The 21269-nt window shown below is 54.4% G+C and carries 16 protein-coding genes; 6 read left to right on the top strand and 10 right to left on the bottom strand.

Annotated features, from left to right (window positions below):
* The coding region (locus SFX18_18770) for an IS5/IS1182 family transposase (protein MDX1965195.1) at window positions 1–130 on the top strand (130 nt) is incomplete at its 5' end.
* Between the two features lie 1093 nt (window positions 131–1223).
* Here the strand turns inward: SFX18_18770 and hemQ are convergent.
* Complete coding sequence (gene hemQ, locus SFX18_18765; protein ID MDX1965194.1) at window positions 1224–2060, bottom strand: hydrogen peroxide-dependent heme synthase; 837 nt, start codon at window positions 2058–2060, stop codon at window positions 1224–1226.
* 383 nt (window positions 2061–2443) lie between these two features.
* On the opposite strand from hemQ, the gene dnaG reads away from it, so the two are divergent.
* The 4 genes from dnaG (at window position 2444) to greA (ending at window position 7882) form a co-directional block, all read left to right on the top strand.
* Window positions 2444–4309, top strand: coding sequence for a DNA primase (gene dnaG / locus SFX18_18760; GenBank protein ID MDX1965193.1), 1866 nt, complete (start codon window positions 2444–2446; stop codon window positions 4307–4309).
* A 150-nt stretch (window positions 4310–4459) separates the two neighbouring features.
* On the top strand, window positions 4460–6175 hold the full coding sequence (locus SFX18_18755) for a sigma-70 family RNA polymerase sigma factor (protein MDX1965192.1): 1716 nt from the start codon (window positions 4460–4462) through the stop codon (window positions 6173–6175).
* A 181-nt stretch (window positions 6176–6356) separates the two neighbouring features.
* A complete protein-coding gene (locus SFX18_18750; protein ID MDX1965191.1) occupies window positions 6357–7088 on the top strand; it encodes a phospholipase in 732 nt (243 codons plus the stop codon).
* Window positions 7089–7402: 314 nt separating this feature from the next.
* Window positions 7403–7882, top strand: coding sequence for a transcription elongation factor GreA (greA, locus tag SFX18_18745; protein ID MDX1965190.1), 480 nt, complete (start codon window positions 7403–7405; stop codon window positions 7880–7882).
* A 157-nt stretch (window positions 7883–8039) separates the two neighbouring features.
* Here greA and SFX18_18740 read toward each other — a convergent pair whose 3' ends face one another.
* From SFX18_18740 to SFX18_18730, 3 genes are read right to left on the bottom strand one after another with little or no spacing between them, the layout of a single operon-like run.
* Window positions 8040–8342 (bottom strand): DUF167 domain-containing protein, encoded by a 303-nt coding sequence (locus tag SFX18_18740; protein MDX1965189.1) that lies wholly within the window; start codon window positions 8340–8342, stop codon window positions 8040–8042.
* 30 nt (window positions 8343–8372) lie between these two features.
* On the bottom strand, window positions 8373–9089 hold the full coding sequence (locus tag SFX18_18735; GenBank protein ID MDX1965188.1) for a YggS family pyridoxal phosphate-dependent enzyme: 717 nt from the start codon (window positions 9087–9089) through the stop codon (window positions 8373–8375).
* An 8-nt stretch (window positions 9090–9097) separates the two neighbouring features.
* On the bottom strand, window positions 9098–11284 hold the full coding sequence (locus tag SFX18_18730) for a hypothetical protein (GenBank protein MDX1965187.1): 2187 nt from the start codon (window positions 11282–11284) through the stop codon (window positions 9098–9100).
* Window positions 11285–11471: 187 nt separating this feature from the next.
* On the opposite strand from SFX18_18730, the gene SFX18_18725 reads away from it, so the two are divergent.
* Complete coding sequence (locus tag SFX18_18725; protein MDX1965186.1) at window positions 11472–12299, top strand: YdjY domain-containing protein; 828 nt, start codon at window positions 11472–11474, stop codon at window positions 12297–12299.
* 26 nt (window positions 12300–12325) lie between these two features.
* Here SFX18_18725 and SFX18_18720 read toward each other — a convergent pair whose 3' ends face one another.
* The 6 genes from SFX18_18720 to SFX18_18695 all read right to left on the bottom strand — a co-directional run bounded on the left by SFX18_18720 (window position 12326) and on the right by SFX18_18695 (window position 21128).
* Entirely contained in the window at window positions 12326–12805 is a 480-nt protein-coding gene (locus SFX18_18720) for a hypothetical protein (GenBank protein MDX1965185.1), read from the bottom strand.
* Window positions 12806–13274: 469 nt separating this feature from the next.
* Window positions 13275–14798, bottom strand: a complete 1524-nt coding sequence (locus SFX18_18715; protein MDX1965184.1) for a SpoVR family protein — start codon at window positions 14796–14798, stop codon at window positions 13275–13277.
* Window positions 14799–14947: 149 nt separating this feature from the next.
* A complete protein-coding gene (locus tag SFX18_18710; protein MDX1965183.1) occupies window positions 14948–16054 on the bottom strand; it encodes a DUF444 family protein in 1107 nt (368 codons plus the stop codon).
* A 110-nt stretch (window positions 16055–16164) separates the two neighbouring features.
* The gene (locus SFX18_18705; GenBank protein ID MDX1965182.1) at window positions 16165–18207 is read right to left on the bottom strand and encodes a serine protein kinase; all 2043 of its coding nucleotides are present in this window, start codon (window positions 18205–18207) and stop codon (window positions 16165–16167) included.
* Between the two features lie 856 nt (window positions 18208–19063).
* Window positions 19064–20359 carry a hypothetical protein gene (locus SFX18_18700; protein MDX1965181.1) on the bottom strand — a complete coding sequence of 432 codons (1296 nt, stop codon included), beginning with the start codon at window positions 20357–20359 and terminating at the stop codon, window positions 19064–19066.
* Between the two features lie 373 nt (window positions 20360–20732).
* A complete protein-coding gene (locus SFX18_18695) occupies window positions 20733–21128 on the bottom strand; it encodes a response regulator (GenBank protein MDX1965180.1) in 396 nt (131 codons plus the stop codon).
* Window positions 21129–21269 lie beyond the last annotated feature (141 nt).

Raw genomic sequence — 21269 nt, 5'->3', positions numbered from 1 at the left:
CGCTTGGCTGATGCGCTGCCGCAGACACAGTCGAGATTACGAACGAAATACCGAATCCAGTGAAAGCATGATTTACATCTCCATGATCGCACTCATGCTCAAACGACTCGATAGGAAATACTTTATTTGAAGACACGCTCTTATGATCGGGGGTACAATTCTGTTGTTTTGTGCATTATTTGCTGATCCATTTGCTCCAAGACGTATCATAGGGTTGATGGTTTGTTTGTAATACCAATCGCAAGTAAACATAGCGCGGTTATTACCCATTCTACCAAGAGAATACGCAACTCCGTTGGAGTAGGGGTCGTTGGTGTTGCCCTATTACCCAGGGTTGTTCGCTGCGCTCCAACCCGTGGGCTATGATCCAGAACCGCTTCGCGGTACCCAACTACCGCAACGCGGTTAAGAAACTCAGCCCTGGGTTGCCGCGCAGCGGCTACCCAGGGTATACGCAAGCAAAAATTCCTACCGCAACGCGGTTGTGTCATCCGGAATAACCGATCTATGCTGGGTGCCCACACAAAATGCTAGCTGCGCTACATTTAGCTGGAAAGCGTATAAGATTGCTGTTAAGCAATATATGTTTACGCCAACCTGCTGTCATCCTTTTAGGATGATTAGTGCATCAAATGTTTCGCTTTCCGGTGGTATCGCTGCGCTCAACCACTCGCTATGGGCTGTGATCCCTGCGGGATGATATGCAGCAAAATCAAAAACCAGACACCAAAAACCAAATTCCAGTTCGGCGTCAGAGACGCCTCCTACAGATCTTCTCCGTGCCCCTCGGTGGCTGCTCCGTTACTCCGTGATAATTGTATTATTCGGTGCCACAGCCACGCGCTCCGCTCCGCGTCGCGGCTAAACAGCGTCTCTTGCCTCTCGTCTCCCGTCTCCATTACCATCGGCGGGTTTGTTACCTATGCGTGTGTCCCGTCCGGCGGACGGGACCTACTTCTTCCCAATGCCACCGCCGATACCATCGGCGGCTTTGTAAGGCATTCGGCGACGGAGTCGCCTCCTACAAATCTTCTCCGTGCCTCTCGGTGACTCCTCCTTTACTCCGTGACTAATGTATTTTCCGGTCCCGCAGGTCCGCGCTCCGCTGCGCGTCGCGGCTAATCAGCGTCTCTCGTCTCCCGTCTCCCGACTCTCATCTCCCGTCTCCATTACCATCGGCGGCTTTGTGCGGCATTCGGCGACGGAGTCGCCTCCTACACCCTCTACCTCTCGCCGCCACAGCCGTGCTCCCAAATCTTTTCCGGCGGCGCCAGATACAGCGTATAAAACGGCCCAAATTCGGCGTATTTGGCACTCGCTTCGTCGAACCGCATTTTATACACAATGTGCTTTAAAAATTCCGGATTGCGGGCCCAAAGGGTGACGCCCCATTCCCAATCATCCAGGCCAATGCCTACCGTGATAAGCTGCGTCACCTTGCCGCCAAAGGCCATCCCCGACCGCCCATGCTCGGCCATCAGCTTGGCCCGTTCGGCAAAAGGGAGGGTGTACCAGTTGGCCCCCGGCACGCGCCATTTGTTCATGGGATAAAAACAGACATTGGTCCAGGGAGGTAGATCGGGCTGCAGGCGTTGCTGCCGCATCATTCCCTCGCGACTTTCGTAGGCCTTTACCTTGGCGTTGTAGGCGGGGCTGCCGGCGGTTTCTCCTTCCGCCACCAGCCGCTCGGCGTATTGTTCCACCGTGGGGACATATTCGGAGACTTCCGTTAGCGACACATACGAATAAACCGCTTGCAGGCAGTGCCCCAGGGGACTGCGTGCCAGGCGGTTTTTGATGGCGTCCAGCTTCAGCGGGTCCGGATCCAAGGCAACGATCCCCCAGTCCGCCTTGTGCCCGGTGGTGATGCCCGTTTGCAACCGCAGCGGCGCATGCGGCCCGGCGGGATCCAAAATCTGGCAAAATTCCCGCGAACCCGCGGCTAGTTCCGCGCCACTCAGTTGCCGCAACGCCGCGCGGTCCCAACGGTAAAACAGATGCAGGCAGTGCCACCCCTCGCTGGGCTGGGTGGTAACGTCATCGGCGGTAGGGTGAGTCACGCAAAGCTTTCTATGTAAAAAAACAGGAATGTCAAAGGGACGATTCGGGGCCGGTCGTCCCTATTTTACCAGAAGGGGCCATGAATTATGAATCCCCGCAGGGGATGTCTTTGCTAGCTTTAAAAAAGTTGCGGAAATCTTTTTTGGCGACACGGGGCATTTCACTTATCACCATACAGCACAAGCAGTTAGCCACCCTTGCAATCCTTCGCGACTGAGATTGACTCATTTCCCGGGGAGTTTTATATTGCCCCGACCCTGAAACGTCGCAAGGGCAATTTTTACAAAAATTTCCGCACAACTTGACACATTTGGTAAAACAGGAAATGGGACTGGTTTTGTAGCTTTTCATTCGGCCCTTACTTTCGACTCGGTGGAATCCGATGCTTCCCCTCGACGCCAAAGATCAAATTCGCCAGGCCATCGACATTGTCGATTTGGTTGGCTCGTATTTGCCTTTGCGGCGCGAAGGACGCGGATTTAAGGCCCTCTGCCCCTGGCATAACGACTCTCGCCCCAGCCTGCAGGTCAATCCCACGCGCCAATCGTTCAAATGCTGGGTCTGCGACATCGGGGGAGATATCTTTAGCTTTGTCATGCGGATCGAAAACCTGGAATTTCGGGAAGCATTGGAACTACTGGCGGAACGGGCGGGGGTCAAGCTGGACAATCGCCCCGGCCCGGCCAACCCCGATGATTCACGCAAACGCTGGCTGCAACTGATGGCTTGGGCGGAGGATCAGTTTCATCGCTTTTTGCAGGACACCGCCGAGGGGGAAACCGCCCGCCACTATCTGGACGAACGGGGCCTGACCGAACAAACGGTGGAAAAGTTTCACCTGGGGTACTCTCCCGACAGTTGGGATTGGCTGATCAAACGTGCCGAACGGAGCGGCTGGTCGGCGGAGATGCTGGAAAAAACCGGGCTGGCCAATCGTCGCGAAGGCTCCCACGGGCACTACGATTTTTTTCGCGGGCGGGTGTTGTTTCCCATTCATGACGCGCAGGGACGGACGATCGCCTTTGGGGGGCGGGTCTTGCCACAATTTGCGGAAAAGGCCGGGGGTAAATACATCAACACCCGCGAGACGGCGTTATTCTCCAAACATAAGACGTTGTACGGGCTGGATGTGGCCAAGGACGCCATTACCAAGACCGGCACGGCGATTGTGATGGAGGGTTATACCGACTGTCTGATGGCGTGGCAGTTTGGCATCGAAAATTGCGTGGCGGTCCTGGGGACGGCCTTGGGGGCGGATCACTTGCGGTTGTTGCGGCGGTACTGCGAGCGGGTGGTGCTCATGCTGGATGGAGACGCCGCCGGTCAAAAGCGGACCAATGAGGTGCTGGAGCTGTTTATCAGCGAACCGATCGATTTGCGGGTGTTGACCCTGCCCAATCAACAAGACCCGTGCGACTTTTTGATCGAGCATGGGGCCAATGCGTTTGCCACGGCCTTGCAGTCCGCGCCTGATGCGTTTGAACACGCCTTGCGACAATTTACCGCGGGAATTGACTGGCAAAATGATATTCACGGCGCCACGGCGGCGGTGGAAAAGTTGCTGTCGGTGATTGCCCGCGCGCCGGGACTTAACGCCCTGCACAAGGATAACGCCCTGCGGGAAGCGGCGATTTTGACCCAATTGTCCAAGACTTTTGGCGTGCATGATGAGCAGTTGCGCGATCGGTTGCAACAGTTGCGCCGCCAACATGCGTCAAAAAATCCGACGGCGACTCCCTCCGCAACCCTCGACCCGCAAAATACCGCGCTCCTCGACACATCCCCCCTGGTCCCCCTGCGGGAGTGGTTGTCGCGCGACCTAGAGTTTTTGGAATTATTGCTGGAAAAACCAGCGGCCCTGGAACTGGCGGCCCGGCATGTCGGTTTGTCCGAACTGGGCAATCCCACCTCGCGCGAGGTTTATGGCCTGCTGCTCCAGGCGTTTGCCGCCGGTTTAACGCCCGACTTTGGCCAATTGCTTTCTTCCTGCCGGGATGAGCGGTTAAAGAATCTGCTGATCGATCTGGATGAACGTTCCCAAAGCCGCAGGGCGACGCTGCCGCACGAGCAGCGGTTATACGCGGTGTTGTCCCGCTTTGAACAAGACCGCATTGACGCGGCCCAACGAGCGCGGGAGCAGCAATTGCGAGTGGATGCCGGCCAGGAAGAGGGACAGTTGGCGATTTTACGCGACTTGCTGGAGCAAGAACGCGTGAAACGGGGTTATACCCAACCAGGAACCAGTTAGTACGGATTGTTGCGGCGTTTGTCCGGGTGCTCCCGTGCATTACCGGATAAAAGGCCCACCCCATGTTGTCAGGATGCAACATGGTCAAATTTTTGCCAGGCGTGCTAACCACGGTTAGTCATCTGGCGACCAACCAAGGAGGGTTTTGTGATGAGCAATGTGGATCATGATCTGCAGGCGTTGATCGGCCGCGCCAAGGCACAAGGTTTTTTGACCTATGATCAGGTCAACGAATACCTGCCCGACGAGGCCGTCACCCCCGAAAAGCTGGACAATCTGCTGATTTCGCTGGAAGAGTTGGGCATCAATCTGGTCACGGATGATCCCACCCAGCCGCAAAAATCGCTCCCCGTGGCGGAAATGGAACCTCTGCCGCGCCTTCCCCGGGATAAAGGTCCCAAACCGGGCGATGATCCCATTCGCATGTATCTGGCCCAGATGGCGGACATCCCGCTGCTCACGCGGGATCAAGAAATTTCCCTGGCCAAGACGATCGAAGTCACCCGCAAGCGGTTTCGCCGATCGGTACTGTCGTGCAATTACGCCTTGTTGGCGACCGTGGAGACCCTGGAAAAAGTCCACCAGGGAAAGCTTCCCTTTGACCGCACGATTAAGGTTTCCTTGACCGAGCAACTGACCAAGGAACAAATCCAGGCCCGCATGCCGCACAACCTGCAAACGCTAAAAAAGTTGTTGGCGGCCAATCGCCAGGACTTTAATAAGCAGTTGCGCAAGAGCACTTCCCGCGCGGAAAAACAAGAAGCCCGCAAGCAGTTTTTGCGCCGCCGCCGCAAAACCCTGACGCTGGTCGAGGAATTAAGCCTGCGGACCCGCCGCGTGCAGCCGCTGGTCAAGCAATTGGACGAAATCTCGCGGCGGATGGATTATCTGCGCGACCGGATCAAAAATTGGCACGGCAATCCGCTGTTGCGCAATCAATTGAGCCTATTGCGCAAGGAACTGCACCATTTGATGTGCTTGACCCAGGAATCACCCCGTTCGCTGCGCAATCGCCGCGCCGCGCTGCAAAAGCAGTTTGCCGATTACGAAAATGCCAAACGGGCGCTCTCCCAGGGAAATTTGCGGCTGGTGGTCAGCATTGCCAAAAAATACCGCAATCGCGGGTTGTCATTTTTAGACCTGATTCAAGAAGGAAACACCGGTCTGATGCGGGCAGTGGATAAGTACGAATACCGTCGCGGCTACAAATTCAGCACCTATGCCACCTGGTGGATTCGCCAGGCCATCACGCGGGCCATTGCCGATCAGGCCCGTACCATCCGCATTCCCGTGCACATGATCGACGTGCTTAGTAAATTGCGGAACACCGCAAAAATGCTTCAACAGCGGTTAAAACGGGAACCAACCACCGAGGAGATCGCCGCAGCCGCGGAAATCAGCGTGGAAGAAACCTACCGCGTCCTCAATATTGGCCGCAGCCCCGTCAGCCTGGACCGGCCCGTGGGCGAGAGCGAAGACAGCAGCTTTGGGGAATTTATCGAAGATCAGGGAACGCAGTCGCCATCGCTCTTGGCCAATAACAGCGTGTTGCGCCAACAAATTGACGGCCTGCTCAAGACGCTAACCTTTCGCGAGCGGGAAATCATCCGCCTGCGCTACGGCCTGGTGGATGGTTACTCTTATACATTGGAAGAAGTCGGCCGCATCTTTCGCGTTACGCGCGAACGCGTGCGGCAAATCGAAGCGAAGGCGGTCAAGAAGTTGCAGCATCCCGTGCGTTGTAAACAACTCGAGGGGTTTGTCAAGCATTTGCCGCTGGCGCTGGACGCGGGTCTGGTGGAGCAGGATTTTTCCCCTGGCCCCCGCGCCGAAGAGTTAAGCCTGCCCCTGGAAGAAGCGGCCTAATGGCGATGGCCTGTGATTTTTTGGGGTCGCGCGTGGGTTAATTCCGCGCGCGGCCCAATTTTACTGGGGGATCACCGCAGCCGGAAAGCTTGAGGGAATCACAGGTTTTTGTCGCCCGACTCGCCTTTTAGGGTGAAATCCGGTACAGTACAGATATCTGTCCTTGCCGGAGTTTTGCACTATGAGCTTTCAAATCTCGGTCCTGAACGAACTGCACCGCATCCATCAGCAGTTGTCGGATTTGCGCGAGCGGCTGGAACGGGGACCAAAGCAGATCCGCGCCCGCCAAGCCAATGTCGTGTCCGCCGAGCAAAAATTGCAACAGGCCAAGCACGAATTACAAGCCTCCCGCATCGCCGCGGACCAAAAGCAACTGCAGCTAAAAAGCGGCGAAGCCAAGATTTTGGATTTAAATAAAAAGTTTAACGCCGCCCAATCCACGCGCGAGTACCAGGCATTAAAGGACCAGATCGCCGCCAGTGAAATGGCCAACAGCGTGCTGCAGGACGAAATTTTGGAAATCTTGGAGAAAATTGACACCCATAAACGGTTGGTCGGCGAATCCGAGCAAAATATCGTCAAGGCCAAAGAAGAACTGGCCAAGGTGGAATCACTGGTAAAAGAACAAGAACCGGGTCTCCAGGCGGAGTATCAGCGGGTGGACGCCAACCTGAAAACCGCGGAAGCCACGCTGCCCGAGGAATACCGCGATCCGTATCATCGCATTGTCCATTCCAAGGGGGCCGATGCCCTGGCCCAAATCGAAAACGATAGTTGCTCGGGATGCTTTCAGCAGCAAACAGCGAATGTCATGAACAGTTTGCTGTTAAATAAAGTTGTCTTTTGCAAATCCTGCGGGCGGATGCTGTACTTGCCGGAGGATCGGGGACGCAGCCTCAAAAAAAACAGCTAGCAGCCTGTTTGGCCGCGGGCTAAATTGCTGCCATTCATGCTTTCCGCCGGGTGGTCTTCCGGCGAGTTGTATCCCGTAAAGGGGAAAATTCTTGAATGTACCTGGCTGATAAAGGCGGGGGCGACCTTCACGGGGAGGGGGGCTATCTTTACAATCCCGCCTCCAACCGCCAAAATATAGACTGTTCGGTCTCCCCTGTTTTGCGGAGGCCGTGTTTTTTTGCGCTACCTTGTTTCCTTATAGCACAGTTTAGAAAAGTCGCGATAATACCGACCTACCTCACCTGATTGCTGATTGCCAGAGGAGTGAGTGCCATGACGGATTCCGTCCCCATGACCAAGTCCGGCTACGAAAAGCTCAAGGCCGAATTGGATCACCTCAATAACGTCGAAATGCCCAAGGCCGCCGCGCGGATTGCCGCCGCCCGTAGCGAAGGGGACCTGAGCGAAAACGCCGAATACCATGGCGCGCGCGAAACCCAGGGTATGTTGCAGGCCAAAATCAACCTCCTAAGCGATAAACTGAGCCGCGCGCAAATAATCGATACCAGCAAATTGCCCAAGGATGAAGTTTCCTTTGGCTGCACGATCCGCGTCAAGGATTTGGATTTTGACGACGAAGAAGAATTCACGCTGGTTGGCGCGGGGGAGGAAGATTTGGACACGGGCAAGATCCTGGTCACCAGCCCCCTCGCCCAGGGTTTCTTGGGGCGCAAGATCGGGGAAAAAGTGGAAATCTCTGTTCCCAAAGGGATGCTGAATTTTAAAATTCTGGATATCCGCTTTGATGGTTAGATGAGGGATTATTTTCTCCCGGTTGCGCTAGTCCTTTGTCAACGATTCGTTTTCGGATGGGCTGTAGAGCGCTCGCCCACGGTTGGAGCGGCAAAAACCGTGGGCCAACGCGCAGCGGCTGATTTGCCTAACTCGAATCTTTAACTATGACACAGCACTAGGTTAATTCTGTCCGCAATTTATCACGCAGATCCGTTAGCCCCACCCCGGTGATCAAAAACTTTTTATGGTTGGCGGTGTCGCCCGCGATTAAATCCAATTGCCGCTGGGCCAATCCCAATCGCTCGCACAAAAGTTCCCGAATTGCCCGATTGGCCTCTCCCTTTTCGGGCACGGCCGTCACGCACACCCGCAATTCCCCCGCGTGCACGCCACGTATTTCGTTCGCCCGGCCGCGGGGTTGGGCCTTGACCCGTAGAATCAAGCCCGCGGCCGTTTCTTCGATGTCCGGTAATGCCATGGGATACTTTTGAGCTGATAATGGATTTATCTATTCGCGAGGGGCATGGGTGGTTCCTGCGAACAGCCCCGAGCCTATCCGCACCAGGGTAGCGCCGCATTCAATGCCAATTTCATAATCGTCGGTCATGCCTAGCGATAGCTCGGCTAATTGGATATTTTTTGGCGCGGTGAGTTGCAAGATTTCCCGCAAGTCGGCCAGCCCCAAAAATTGACGGCGGATTTCCGCCTCCGTGCTATTCACTCCGGACATGCCCATTAACCCGCGAATTTGTAGATGAGGTAAGTTGGCCAAGCGCGGGAGTAATGCGGGCAATTCCTCCGGCCAAAACCCATGCTTGGCCGGGTCATCGCTCAAGCGGACTTCGATGAGTGCCTGGCAAATTCGTCCCTGCCGGGCCGCGGCGGCTTGCAGGGCTTCGGCCAATTTCCAGCGATCCAAGGAATGCACAAGGGAGACCAGTGGTAGCGTGCGCTCAATTTTATTGGTTTGTAATTGGCCGATGAAATGCCAATTTGGCGGTGGGGATGTGTCCTGAAAGAGCGGCGCCCGCTCCCACAGGCTTTGCGGGCGGCTTTCGCCCAGGTCGCGGCAGCCAGCCGCCAACAACTCCTCGATGGCCTCCAACGGCGCGTATTTAGTAACGGCGACCAATCGCACAGCCGACGGGGGCCTACCTCCGCGCAAGGCCGCCTCAGCCATCCGGGCGTGAATCTCGGCCAAGTTTTCGGCGATGGTGCGCGGCATGGCCGGAACTATTCGACCTCGATAACGCTGGCGACTTCGCCTTTTTTGCTAAAGCGGGCGATCAAAAAATCGCTGCTCAGGTTATGTCCCAGCAAAGTCCGATTTGCCACGCGCCCCAAACTGCGATAGACCAGCCATTGCCGTTGGCCAATTTGGACGCGGTAGCCCGCCGCCACATCAGCGGGGCAAATTTTGCGTGTTTCGGCGACGGTGAGTTGCCGCCAAGTAACCGGTACCGCCAGTTGCTTTTGGGGGGTGGCAAGACAATCCAAATGCCACCAAGCCGGCACAAACAGGCTGCCGCCATAGCCCGTGCCCATCAGCTCCAGCGCGCCGCTATGTTCGACAAGCGCTCCTCCGCGCTTCTCCGATTGCCACTCGGACAATGCCAGGGGGAGCACGACCGCGCGGGGTTTACGCCCGGAAAGCATGATTTCCCGCGTTTCGGGAGGACGCGTCGCGGATATACCCGCATCCAAAAAAAACTTTTGGCGGTACTGCCAGTGGCGAGGCTCCGTGCCGATGACCGCGTCGGCGGTAAACAAAAAACGATCTTTCCGCGCTAGCGCGATCTGACGTTGGACTTTGACTTGACCGGGAAACGGTATCTCAATTTCCAAATAATCCACGTCGGCGTCACTCACCCAGCAGACTTCGCGCCATTCGCCCGTCGGCTGCAACAGCTCCCCATCGGCCTCCAGCGAAAAATCCCATACCCCGCTCCAAATTGTATCCCGGCTGCAGGCCAATTCGGCATGGACTTCTGTCCCTAAAAACTTTATCGCCACGCGCGGATCGCGTTTTTTCCAGGTGGGACGCAAAATCGCCACTTGCGACCATTCGCTATACACCGCGGGCCAATGGGGAGGGAGCGGGACTTCGGGTTCATCCTCGGACGTTTGTCGCTGGGCGGTGGAATTGGGAGTAGCCACGTTGCTGGCCGTTGGCGTGGCGGCGGGACTCTCTGGTGCACCTCCCCCCTCCGACGAAGAACTTGCCTGCCGCGGTAGTTCCCGCGGATCGGGAATCAGGCTCAGAGCCGCCCGACACAAGTCCTCAAAACCAAAATCCTCTCTAGCGCGCTCCCCCCGTCTATCGTTTTGTTTAGCTGAACCCGGCGCGCTCTGGAGCGCATGATCCGCATGGCCATTCTGCAAATGATGGGGGGCGGAGAGGCCAGACCCCGCAACAGCGGGATCCCCGCTCAAAACCAAGGAGCCATCCCTGCGAGTGGTACGCAGCAGTTCCCGGACAACATGGGGGTATTCTTCCACTACGGCATCGGGCAGTAAAGCCAATCCGCCTGCTGTTTCACTCTCGCCCTGACAGGCGATATCCGCCTGGTGCAACGCGACCAGCCTGGTCCAACATGCAACCAAAGGTCGAAAATGTGCCCAATGCCGTTGATGGGGCATTCCCGCTCCGTCCAAAAGTTCATCAAAAGCCCGCTCAACCGCGGCTCGCCCAGCGGGACGAAGCGCCTGGATTTCGCCCAATTCTCCCAACAAATAACCAAGTGTCAGGGGTAACTCCGCTCCCCAGAGTTGCTGGGCCAGGGGATCGGCTTCCAACGGCAAGGCCGCGGCATCCCGTGCTAGCCGGACCAGCGCCGCCAGGCACTGCCACCACAATTCGGCATCTAAAACGCCCAAGAGCCTGGGCAGCGACCAGGCAAACTCGATGGCCGTATAAGCCGTCACGGCCTGACTTATCAACGGCTGGATGGTGATATTGGGCGCGATGGCCGGGGAGCCACCCGCCTCCTCTAACCATTGCCATAAAGGAGCCAGGGAACGCTCGGCCTGGTCATATTTGGCTATTTTACGCTGATTGGCGAGTTGCCGCAGCCATTCTGATAAAGGGGACCGCGCTAGCGAACTGTGGCACCAAGTTAAGGCATGCTTACCCCGTGGCAGCAACTGTGCGAGCTGATCCGGGCGCCGCCGCTTTTCCAGGTATTTTTGCCAGGGCTTATGTAGCTGCCGCAGGGGCAACTGTGGGTCAATGGCCGCTAGTTCCCCGGGGCAATTTGCCGACCAAAGCGGATTCTCTCGCCAATTGGCGATTTCGGCCACCGTGGGACGGGGGATGTTAATGGACACCGTCTGGGGATTAACGGCGGTCTCCGTGGCCAGCATTACCGTGGAGTTGGACTTGGCTTTTTGTTTGCGGGTTTTGACTTCCGACTGCGACATAACAGCGTACTCTTGCATCCGTTCAAAAGGAATTATTTGGCCTCCGCCAGAGTCACGGCCGCGAAAAACCAAAAAGTGAAATTCCGCAACTTGCTCTGGAGTGTTCAGGCGGATTGGTTATCTTAACATGCAGGTGGATGAGCGTCATTCGACCTGTCAAAAATTTCCCTTTATTGGAAACTTCAGTATGCCGTCCCCTCTTTACGCCCGGAAACTGCCGCAGTTGTTGATAATTTGTTGGTTGGCGCTCTTGCCAGGATTGACCAGTGCTTTAGTCCGGGCCCAAGATGGGGAACCCCCGGAAGATCCCATCGACGCCCAGGCGGTCCCCATACCGGACAAACCCGCGGCGGATAAGGGGGACAAATCGTTGATTCGGTTGAACCCAGACTATGATGTCTGGATTGACAAAGAAAATAAGCAACTCATTTTGGAAAGTTACGTCTGCTTGCGGCGGGGACAACTGGAAATGTTTGCCTGCCCGCGCAAAACCAAAGAGCATGAATCAATCCTGACGACCCGCACCTCCGCTGAGGCGGTCCATGCCGCCTTGATCGCCCTGGGGGCCAAACCCGGTAACACTGTCAAATACGATCCCAAATATATCCCCGCCAGCGGCACAGAAATCGAAATTGAACTCTCCTGGAAAGACTCCGAGGGAAAAACCCAGACAATCCGCGCCCAGGAATGGATCAAAGACACCGCCACCGGCAAACCCATGAAACACTCTTGGGTCTTTGCAGGGAGCGGATTTTGGAAGGATGAAATGACCGGCAAACTGACGTATCTGGCCAATGCCGGCGATTTTATTTGCGTGTCAAATTTTAGCAGCGCGATGCTGGACCTGCCGGTTAAAAGCACCGATATGGCCGACGTGGGCCTGCAGTTTGAGGCCATGACCGAAAAAATTCCCGCCAAGGGAACGCCAGTCACGATGCGATTGATCCCCAAACTGCCAAAGGAAGCCCCCAAACCGCCAGCCCCGAACAAATCCGGGGATCAAAAATCTAACTAGGGATCAACTTTTTATAGGAGGGCATGTTATGGCGCCGCGTTGGCAAAATCCTCCGCCAACCGGGCAAAAACTTCCCGTGTGACTTGGGCGGGAATTACCTCGCGGGGGGCATCCTTGGCTTTGTGATACCTTACCAAGGAAAGCGTGCCCCCTCGTCGCACTAAAATTTCGTAATATGTGCTACCGTTTTCATCGCGCTGGGGGGGGACTGACCGCAATTGCACCAGACATTGGTCGGCGTCGACTTCGATGGGGCTGATTGGCTCTAGCAAATATGTTAATTTGCGCGAGAGAGACTCGGCCACGGCCTTTAATTCCGTCAGATTTGCGCGGGATAGTCGATCCAGCGTCACGGAAAAATCTTGAAACGCGACCGCCAATTGATCGGCGGCCGTCAGCTCCGCTTGGAACCGCACTGGTCCCGCCGACACTTGGAGTGTCCGGGGAAACGCCAGGGGCAACAGCCAACTGGCTAATTCACTCTGAATGGATTGACGTAATAACATGGGACGCCCCTACCAGGAAAGGCAGCCCGCCCTCACAGGTCTGTATCGGCCGGGGGAAGGAACAGGCTGCAACATTGATGCCAAAAATCTCGTTGAATGACTCTCCTCAATTCCATCATACGCACAACAGGCGCGGATAACGGTAAAATATCCACTTGCGGTTATGCGCGAAATCACACCAGGGAAAAGCTTAACCCCGGTCGCCGCCCAGTGAATAATTTCACAGAGTAGGCGAACCTTGTCCTAAGCTCTGGGTTATCCAGGATGACCCTGGTGTTGTCCGGGTTCACGCGGTTGCCACACCGCTAATTGAGACGAGCCGCCATTCCCTTCTCATATATTTTGACACGGCGAATAGTAGTCCGGGGACTACCCATTGACCGTGCCGCGGGCCATCCTGACCCGGGCTGATTGTTCGCTGCCGCCTTCGCACCGCCGCGCTTTCGCGCGGGAGTAAATTTGTTGACGATTATGCCGCCTCCGACAAATGTTCTTTGCCGTCATAGCTAAACACGGTCACTTTATCCTCGATGATCGTTTCGATGTGGACCGGCCGCCGCCACAGCCGCTCTAGATTTGCCAAGGTATCGCGGGCGTAGCTAATTTTTAAATCCACGCCGCAATGTTTGTGCTCGAGATACAGTTCCCCGCGGTTGCGGTAGTTGCCGTCGCGCACCTGGATGATGGGCCTTCCTAAATTTGTTAATTGGAACAGCAGCCGTTCTTTGATTTTAGGAAATTCCCGGCTCTCGATTTCGTAATTTTCGTGGTCCTGGTTATAGCCAAAGGAAAACAATTTATGCTCGCGGCAAAAGTCCAGCGTCAAAAATTCATCGATAAACGTCAGATCGTTATGCACGCGGCGGACTTCAAAGATTTTTTGCCGCCCGAGATTGGTTTCGGTATTCCAGCGGCGTTTGCGCTCATAATCGTCGCATTCGTCAAATTCCTTGCCAAAGCGACCCCGATTCCAGCGATCTTCGATATCCCGAAAAAGTTCGATGCCGATCTTGTAGGGATTCAACCGCGTCGGGCTGCTGGCCATTGTCCCGGAATGATGGTCGGCGTAGTTGATAATATCCGCCGGTTCCAACCCTTGTTGCGTCATGATCGTGCTGTGCCAATAACTGGCCCAACCCTCGTTCATAATCTTGGTCTGGGCCTGCGGGCTAAAATAATAAGCTTCATCCCGAATAATGCCCAAAATTTCCGCCTGCCACCCCTTGAGCGGGGCATGCTCTAAAATAAATCCCATGACGTCCCGCACCGGAGATTCCGGAAAGCTGCGATCCATTTCCCGTTCGTTGCGCAGGCGGTCGGACTCGGCTTTGAGAACCTCCGGAGGATTAATGTACTGGTCCATGTAGTCCTTGGCGGCAAATCGTCCCGCGCGGTACTCTTCCTCCGCGGCATCGCCAGGCGCTGGTTCGGCGCGTACGGTGGGGGGAGGGGATTTATCGGAATGCCGCTTAATAAACGGGGCGTGAATGTCAATTAAATCCTCGATGCTCAGACAGGCATCGATCCACTCTTCCACTTCGCTTGTGCCCACGCGGTCCTGGCAGCGACGGACGCGATTGGCGTGGTTGGCCATTTCATCCATCATTTTGCGGCTGGTTTGGCTGAACCAGTAGTTATTTTTAAAGAAATCGCAATGGCCAAAGACGTGGGCCATCACCATCTTTTGGTCGGTGGTGGCGTTGGACTTTAGCAGATAGGCATAGCAAGGATTATTGTTAATGACCAATTCATAGATTTTTTGCAGGCCGTAGGTGTATCCTTTGCACAGTTGCTCGTACTCCATGCCAAACCGCCAATGGGGATAGCGGTTGGGAAAGCCGCCATACGCGGCGACCTCGTGCAGTTGGTCCGCGTCCACCATCTCAAAAATCGTGGGAAAAAAATCCAGCCCATGACCAGCGGCATAACCCTCGATCTGGGTTTGCACCTGGGCCAGATAATCCGGCAACGGGGAAAATGGGTGGTTGGTCATAATATAGCCGTTAAAAGCCACAACTGATGTGTTATTGCCGCAAAAATTGCAAAATCATTACTGGAACAGTTGAAATGGATAATCTCGCATTCACTGTTGCCTTTCTTTATTTATTTGCGACCATAATTGTCTTGCATTTTTGTCGCAAATTACCGCCCCTTGCCCAAAAATTCCTTGATGCTGTCAAAAATGCCTTCCCGGTTTTCGATCTCGCTAAGCACCAGTTTTTCATGGGAATTGCCAAAAACCTTGGCCAGGGCCTTGATATACTCGCCGCTGCCATAGGGGCTTTCGACCTGGCCATAGCAAAACAAATTGATCTGGGGCAAAATCTCCTGGCCCAACAGACGAATGCTGGTTTCATTATCCTCTCCCCAATTATCGCCGTCGCTAAATTGAAAGACGTAGGTATTCCAATCGCTGGCGGGATAATCCTGGCGGATGATTTCATGGATAACCTTGTAGGCGGAGCTAATCCGCGTGCCGCCGCTTTCACGCGTGCGGTAAAAGGTTTCCTCGTCAACTTCCTTGGCCACGGCGTCATGGATGACATAGCGGTGAACGATGCCGTCATACTGGCTGGCCAGCCAGGTGTTAATCCAAAACGCCTCGGTCCGCACGATTTGCTTTTGTTCGTCCGTCATCGAGCCGCTAACATCCATCGCGTAAATGATGGCGGCGTTGGTTTCCGGCAATTGCACGGTCTGCCACGCGCGGTAACGTTTGTCATCGCGAATGGGGATCACCCGCGGGCTGCCCGAGTCATAGGTATTCGTGGAAATTTGCCGTCGCAACGCCTGGACATACGTCCGTTTAAAATGGCGTAGGGATTCCGGACCCGTCCGGCGGATGCTGGTATAGCGGGTTTTTTCTTGTTCCAGGCTGGCTTTTCCCTTAGGCTCGATCCGGGGCAACTCTAATTCGTCCCCCAAAATTTGCGCCAACTCCGCCAGCGATAACTCCACCTCCAAGATGTGTTCCCCCGGTTCGCTACCAGCGGGTCCGGGGGCGTCGCCATCCTTACCTGGTCCAAGCGGCGAGCCGACTTCTCCCGCCCCCTGGCCAACACCACCAGAACCATTTTTTCCGTAGCGAAAATGCGGGATATCCAGTTGCGGCAGGGGAATACTCACAAATTCCTTCCCTTGGCGCCCGATCATCTCGCCATGGTTGATGTATTTGCGCAGGTTCTCCCGGACCTTCCCTTGGACGATCTGCTTGAACCGGCGTTGATCGTTGTCAATATTGAGAACCATGGCAGGGTAGGGGATAGGGGGGAGGGAACAGGGAACGGGGAACAGGGAAACACCTAGTCACATATAAAATTTGGAACACACAAAATTCTTCATTCTTCATTCATCATTGTTTACTTAGCGTCTCCCCGGGCAAAAATGCTGGCCACGTAATTCAGCACGTCGGTCGCGCTTTCGTCATCATAGCCAAAGTCCCGGATCAATCGCGTTTTGACCACGTCAATCTTGGCCTGGGTGTCGGCATCCACCACCTTGCTGACCAGACTGGTCAGCTTGATCGTGTCCTTTTGATCCTCAAACAATTTCAGTTCGAGCGCCTTGTACAACCGTTCGTTCGACTTGTAATCAAATGTCCGCCCATCCATTAATAACGCGGCGATGTAATTCATGATTTCGCGGCGGAAGTCATCCTTGCGGCTGTCGGGAATGTCAATCTTGTCCTCGATCGAGCGCATCAGCCGTTCATCCGGTTCTTCCAGTTGGCCCGTGAATTTATTGCGAACTTTTTCCCGTTGGGTGTAGGCCCGCACGCTGTCGATGTAATTCGAACAAAGCCGCTTCAGCGCGTCCTCGTCGGCGGCAATCGCCCGCTGCACCTCGTTTTTCACAATGTTGGTGTATTCCTGCTTCACCACGCTGATCAACTCGCGGTAGGTCTGTTTGGTCTCTTCATGGGTGATCAGGCTGTGGTGTTTTAGGCCGTTTTCCAGCTCATTGAGCACCATGAACGGATTGATGGATTTTGCCTCGGGATGGACGACCAGCGCATTGGAAATTTTATCCTGCACATATCGCGGAGAAATTCCCAGCATCCCCTCGCTGATCGCCGCTTCGCGCAGTTCCTTAATGTTGTCCTCGGTAAAGCCTGGCAGCGTTTTGCCGTTATACAACTTAAGCTTTTGGAGCAGCGTCAATCCGGCGTTTTTGGGCTGTTCCAGCCGGGTTAACACCGCCCACATCGCCGCCATTTCGATGGTGTGGGGGGCGATATGCTTGCCCGCCACTTTGCGGCTATTGTAGTCCTTTTCGTAAATCTTGATTTCATCCGCCAACGTGGTGTTGTAGGGAATGTCAATCTTGACCGTGCGGTCGCGGAGCGCCTCCATGAATTCGTTGTTTTGCAGGCGGCGGTATTCCGGCTCGTTGGTATGACCCAGGATTACCTCGTCAATGTCTGTCTGCGCGAATTTTTTGGGTTTAATCTTGTGCTCTTGGGAAGCGCCCAGCAAATCGTACAAAAACGCCACGTCCAATTTCAGGACTTCGACAAACTCGATAATCCCGCGGTTGGCCACATTGAATTCACCATCAAAATTAAACGCCCGGGGATCGCTATCGCTGCCATATTCGGCGATCTTGCGATAATTGATGTCCCCGGTTAGCTCCGTCGAATCCTGGTTTTTCTCGTCCTTGGGCTGGAACGTCCCAATCCCCACCCGATCTTTTTCGCTCAGGATCACGCGCCGCACGCGCACATCCTGGATCACGCGCGTCCAGTCTCCGTCATACAATTTCAGCCGCTCATGATAAATGTGCCGGCAATAGGGGCATAATTCGCCCCGAATCTTGGCCCGGTATTCCCCTTCGGCATGTTGGGCGTTTAATCCTTGTTCCACATCGGGCCGAAACCGCTCTGGCACCAAATGCAGCGGTTCCTCATGCATCGGACACCAGTGAATCGTACTGCGATTTTCCAGATCCACCCAGCCGAGCGAATACAACGCTCCATCATCGCTTTGCGAATAGCGTTCCAAACCGCGCTTGAGCAAGCGGGCGATGGTGCTTTTGCTGCTGCCGACTGGACCGTGCAGCAGCAAGACGCGCTTTTCGATTCCATAACCCTGCGCGGCGCTTTTAAACGCATTGACCAGCGCGCCCAAGGGTTCATCCAGGCCAAAGACGGCATCCGCCCCTTGTTCCTCAGGATCGTCAAAAAAATTGTAATGGACGCGCTTTTCGCGGGCCATTTCGTAGGTGCTGGTCCCGTACGACATAATCATGTCGTACACCCGTTCAAACGAATTTCGCGTCACTTTGGGATCCTGGGAGACCAGGTCCAGGTATTCCTCAAATGAGCCAACCCAATGTTTCTTGCGAAACTGGTGCAGATCTTGCCGCTCTGCAATGAGCGAGACGATGCCTTTTCCAGCGGACATAGCCATCTCTCCAAGGGGGTTAAAGCCATCGGGGAAGGAGTGAAAGATTTATTCACACAACGCCAACGGCGACTATTTTGGCCAAATTGAGGAGGGTGCTGCGTTAATTAGGGTTCAAGCAAGTTTTCAGGCTTCCTTGCTCAGTTGGCCGCATCCTGCCGGCATACGCTGGCTAAATGCAAACCGACATTAAACTTAACAACCACAACATCCATCCCGACTCGCCCGCCACCCGCCATTTTTAAGCCCGAAATTCACTTAAGCGTGCCAGCAAATTTAGGGCCGCCTAATAGCACGGACCATTCGTTAGCAAGATAATTCCAGGCGGAATTTTTAAAATTTGGCCCTCAGCGCGCAGGAAAATCCCGGTGCCAAGAGTGCCACTTAAAAAAATGCAGCCGGGGAGAAAATCCGACCACGAACGGCAGAGTTGCGAAAGAGCGCGGAATTTGCGAGGTGCGTCGCGTAGCGGCACAATCGTGTTGGCAACTGAAGCTCTTCTATGTTCCAGTTGCGGCCCGAGGTGCTTGCTCACGGCACCTCACTTTCCCTAATCTAATTATTTCCATAAAGTTCAGATGAGGCAATAGAGAATTTCTATAATCATGAAAAAATCGAAATTGCCACGCAATTTATTTTTTTATCTCCAGCAAAAACAGGAATTGCCGGGGTTTCTGCCGGCCAGCGCTGCGCCCCCGAATTTTTTAGGATAGTCCCAGACAGTACCGTTTTGAGTTGGAAAAGATGTAAATTGTTTGCACGGGATAAATCCCTGTAAAACCATTTCCTTTGTTGTTTTGGACTGATGGCATATCGGCTCACCCGATCAGCTTCGCCACCTTTTGCTAACTTGCCATTATTTTCCCAAGCCTTTTTTTAGCCATTTAAATCCCACAGCTATGATTGTTGCAAAAAAGGCTAGTGCCGTCCCGATTTGCAGGATATCCATCGGCAAACCCGTGAACGCCAATAGCAACACCCAGAGGGACAACACCCCTCCTATAAAAATTGCAAGGAAGCCAAATAATAAATAGAACGGTGATTTAATGCTAAACCCCGCGGGGGATTTTGCTTGACTTGTCGGCGAGGAAAAAGATGAGGAACCCCCCCCAGGACTACCCGCAAGGGGGTGTCGCGGGCGGATGGCGGAGGGGTCCAAGGCATATTCCTGAAAAGTGCGCATGTGTGGACGTTGCGCGTATTTGCAAAACAACTGAGGAGACTTTAGACAAGGGAATGTGACAGGAGTTGCTTCGCCGCTGGGGTAGACACACAATTTTCCCAAGGAGAGTTTAACAAGCTCGATTCCCGCGATTTGGTGATACGGCTTGGCAAATGTCGTGCTGGTAATACTGCCGGTTTTCATGATTATCCGCAGATTTGTCAAAGCATATTCCGTCTGCAGGTAACGGATCAGGTTCAATATCAACAAAATAGGGGACGCCAACAGTAATAACCCGCAGATCAGAACAATAACGAGTCGCCGTGTCTGTTGATTGAGCGTCTGTCTTAAGGCGGGATCGCGGTTTAAACTGTTTTGCCTGGGTTGGCCGGAATATCTTTCCATTTGCGACATTCCTTGCTTGATATTCTCCACGGTTACCATTGTTTGAAAGGTTTGATACGCAATTACCGCCGCACAAATAAACAAGATACCCGGCAATAAAAAGATCACGGGCGAGATGCCGCTCCAAAACAGGACCCGCTCATTCTGGACTAGGTGTTTTTCCACAAAGCCGTTGCGGATTGGCCCGGAACTGCCGGGTAACAGCCCATTCTTATCCACCTCACCCAAATTCCACTCTGGCTCGACCAAAGCGGCGGTGATAATGGGTTCCTCTGGTAAAACCGAGTAATCCCGGGACTCCGCGGAATCGGAGGGCGGGGGAGGGGACGCGGCCACCGCCGCGCTAGAAAGCTTTGTCGCCCCTTCTTTGACCGTGACAGTGACCGCTGGTTGACGGGTTTTCCCCGGGTCTAATTCAGCAAATAATCCCCGGACTTTGCCAGCCGACATCCAGGGTCCCGCGTCAGATTCCGACAATTCGTGGTTCGGCTTGAGTTTGCCGGCTTGGGCCGCGGCCTTGATTTGTATAGAGCTAAAAGGCCCGGCAATTCGGTCCTGTATTCGCACAAAAAACTTCTTTGCCATGACCGCCCCTACCCCCGGTAAAAAAATCCTTCTCAGCGATAGTCATAGTATAAATACTTCCAAGTCTAATTTCAAATAATTTTCACGATAAATGTCCCGGGGTAGATCAGCAAATAAACCAGGATTGCGCACTAATAAAAATCGTATCCTGCCTGCTCATAGAATGGCCCGGAGCCAGCAAAAGGCCAAGACTAGTGCCCTATCAAGGATTCGTGGGCCCTAACAAGTATTCGTGGGCTATGTCAAGAATTCGTTTACGGGTGAGCCATGGGGGCGCTAGCCACGGCCAGAGCGGCAAAAGCCGCGAGCTAACGCCCAGCGGCTGATCTACCAAACCTGAATCTTTAACTGTGGCACAGCACTAGGGGGCAAATTATTCCACGCCCAGCAGTTTTTCCACGCTTTCCAGCAGCCGTTCCATCGCAAACGGTTTGCGAATGTAATCATCCACCCCCAGAGTTTCCGCATAGGATTTATGCCGATTTCCCTCATTGCCGGTGATCATGATGATTTTCATGACGCTTTGGTTGGGGTCGTCGCTGGTGCGCAGCTTTTCCAAGACCAAAAAACCGCTCCGCTTGGGCATCATCATATCGGTGATCAGCAGGTCCGGGCGTTCCGATTCGGCCAGGGCCAATCCGTGGTTGCCATCCCGCGCAATCATGACCTGAAAGCCGCGGGATTCCAGGGCTAGCTTCATCGATTCCAAGATTTCCTGGTCGTCATCCACCAGTAAAATGCGTTTACCACCCCGAGTGGTGTTATCCATAACCAAAAATTCCCCAAAATTTCCTGCTAATTGTCCAATTCAGCACCTGCAACTATCTTCTGTGGTAACGCTTTACCACGGCGAATGCAAGCGGCAAAGGGTGAAGAGATCGTGTTACTAGGGTTTTAACAATTATTCCCT

The organism is Pirellulales bacterium (genome assembly GCA_033762255.1).
Classification (GTDB): domain Bacteria; phylum Planctomycetota; class Planctomycetia; order Pirellulales; family JALHPA01; genus JANRLT01.
Note: the sequence above shows the minus strand (reverse complement) of the source record. Positions and strands in the feature narration are given on the sequence as shown.

Coding starts and splice junctions, on each gene's coding strand:
- dnaG (MDX1965193.1), top strand. CDS start 2,444: ATGCTTCCCCTCGACGCCAAAGATCAAATTCGCCAGGCCATCGACATT.
- SFX18_18755 (MDX1965192.1), top strand. CDS start 4,460: ATGAGCAATGTGGATCATGATCTGCAGGCGTTGATCGGCCGCGCCAAG.
- SFX18_18750 (MDX1965191.1), top strand. CDS start 6,357: ATGAGCTTTCAAATCTCGGTCCTGAACGAACTGCACCGCATCCATCAG.
- greA (MDX1965190.1), top strand. CDS start 7,403: ATGACGGATTCCGTCCCCATGACCAAGTCCGGCTACGAAAAGCTCAAG.
- SFX18_18740 (MDX1965189.1), bottom strand. CDS start 8,342: ATGGCATTACCGGACATCGAAGAAACGGCCGCGGGCTTGATTCTACGG.
- SFX18_18735 (MDX1965188.1), bottom strand. CDS start 9,089: ATGCCGCGCACCATCGCCGAAAACTTGGCCGAGATTCACGCCCGGATG.
- SFX18_18730 (MDX1965187.1), bottom strand. CDS start 11,284: ATGTCGCAGTCGGAAGTCAAAACCCGCAAACAAAAAGCCAAGTCCAAC.
- SFX18_18725 (MDX1965186.1), top strand. CDS start 11,472: ATGCCGTCCCCTCTTTACGCCCGGAAACTGCCGCAGTTGTTGATAATT.
- SFX18_18720 (MDX1965185.1), bottom strand. CDS start 12,805: ATGTTATTACGTCAATCCATTCAGAGTGAATTAGCCAGTTGGCTGTTG.
- SFX18_18715 (MDX1965184.1), bottom strand. CDS start 14,798: ATGACCAACCACCCATTTTCCCCGTTGCCGGATTATCTGGCCCAGGTG.
- SFX18_18710 (MDX1965183.1), bottom strand. CDS start 16,054: ATGGTTCTCAATATTGACAACGATCAACGCCGGTTCAAGCAGATCGTC.
- SFX18_18705 (MDX1965182.1), bottom strand. CDS start 18,207: ATGTCCGCTGGAAAAGGCATCGTCTCGCTCATTGCAGAGCGGCAAGAT.
- SFX18_18700 (MDX1965181.1), bottom strand. CDS start 20,359: ATGGCAAAGAAGTTTTTTGTGCGAATACAGGACCGAATTGCCGGGCCT.
- SFX18_18695 (MDX1965180.1), bottom strand. CDS start 21,128: ATGGATAACACCACTCGGGGTGGTAAACGCATTTTACTGGTGGATGAC.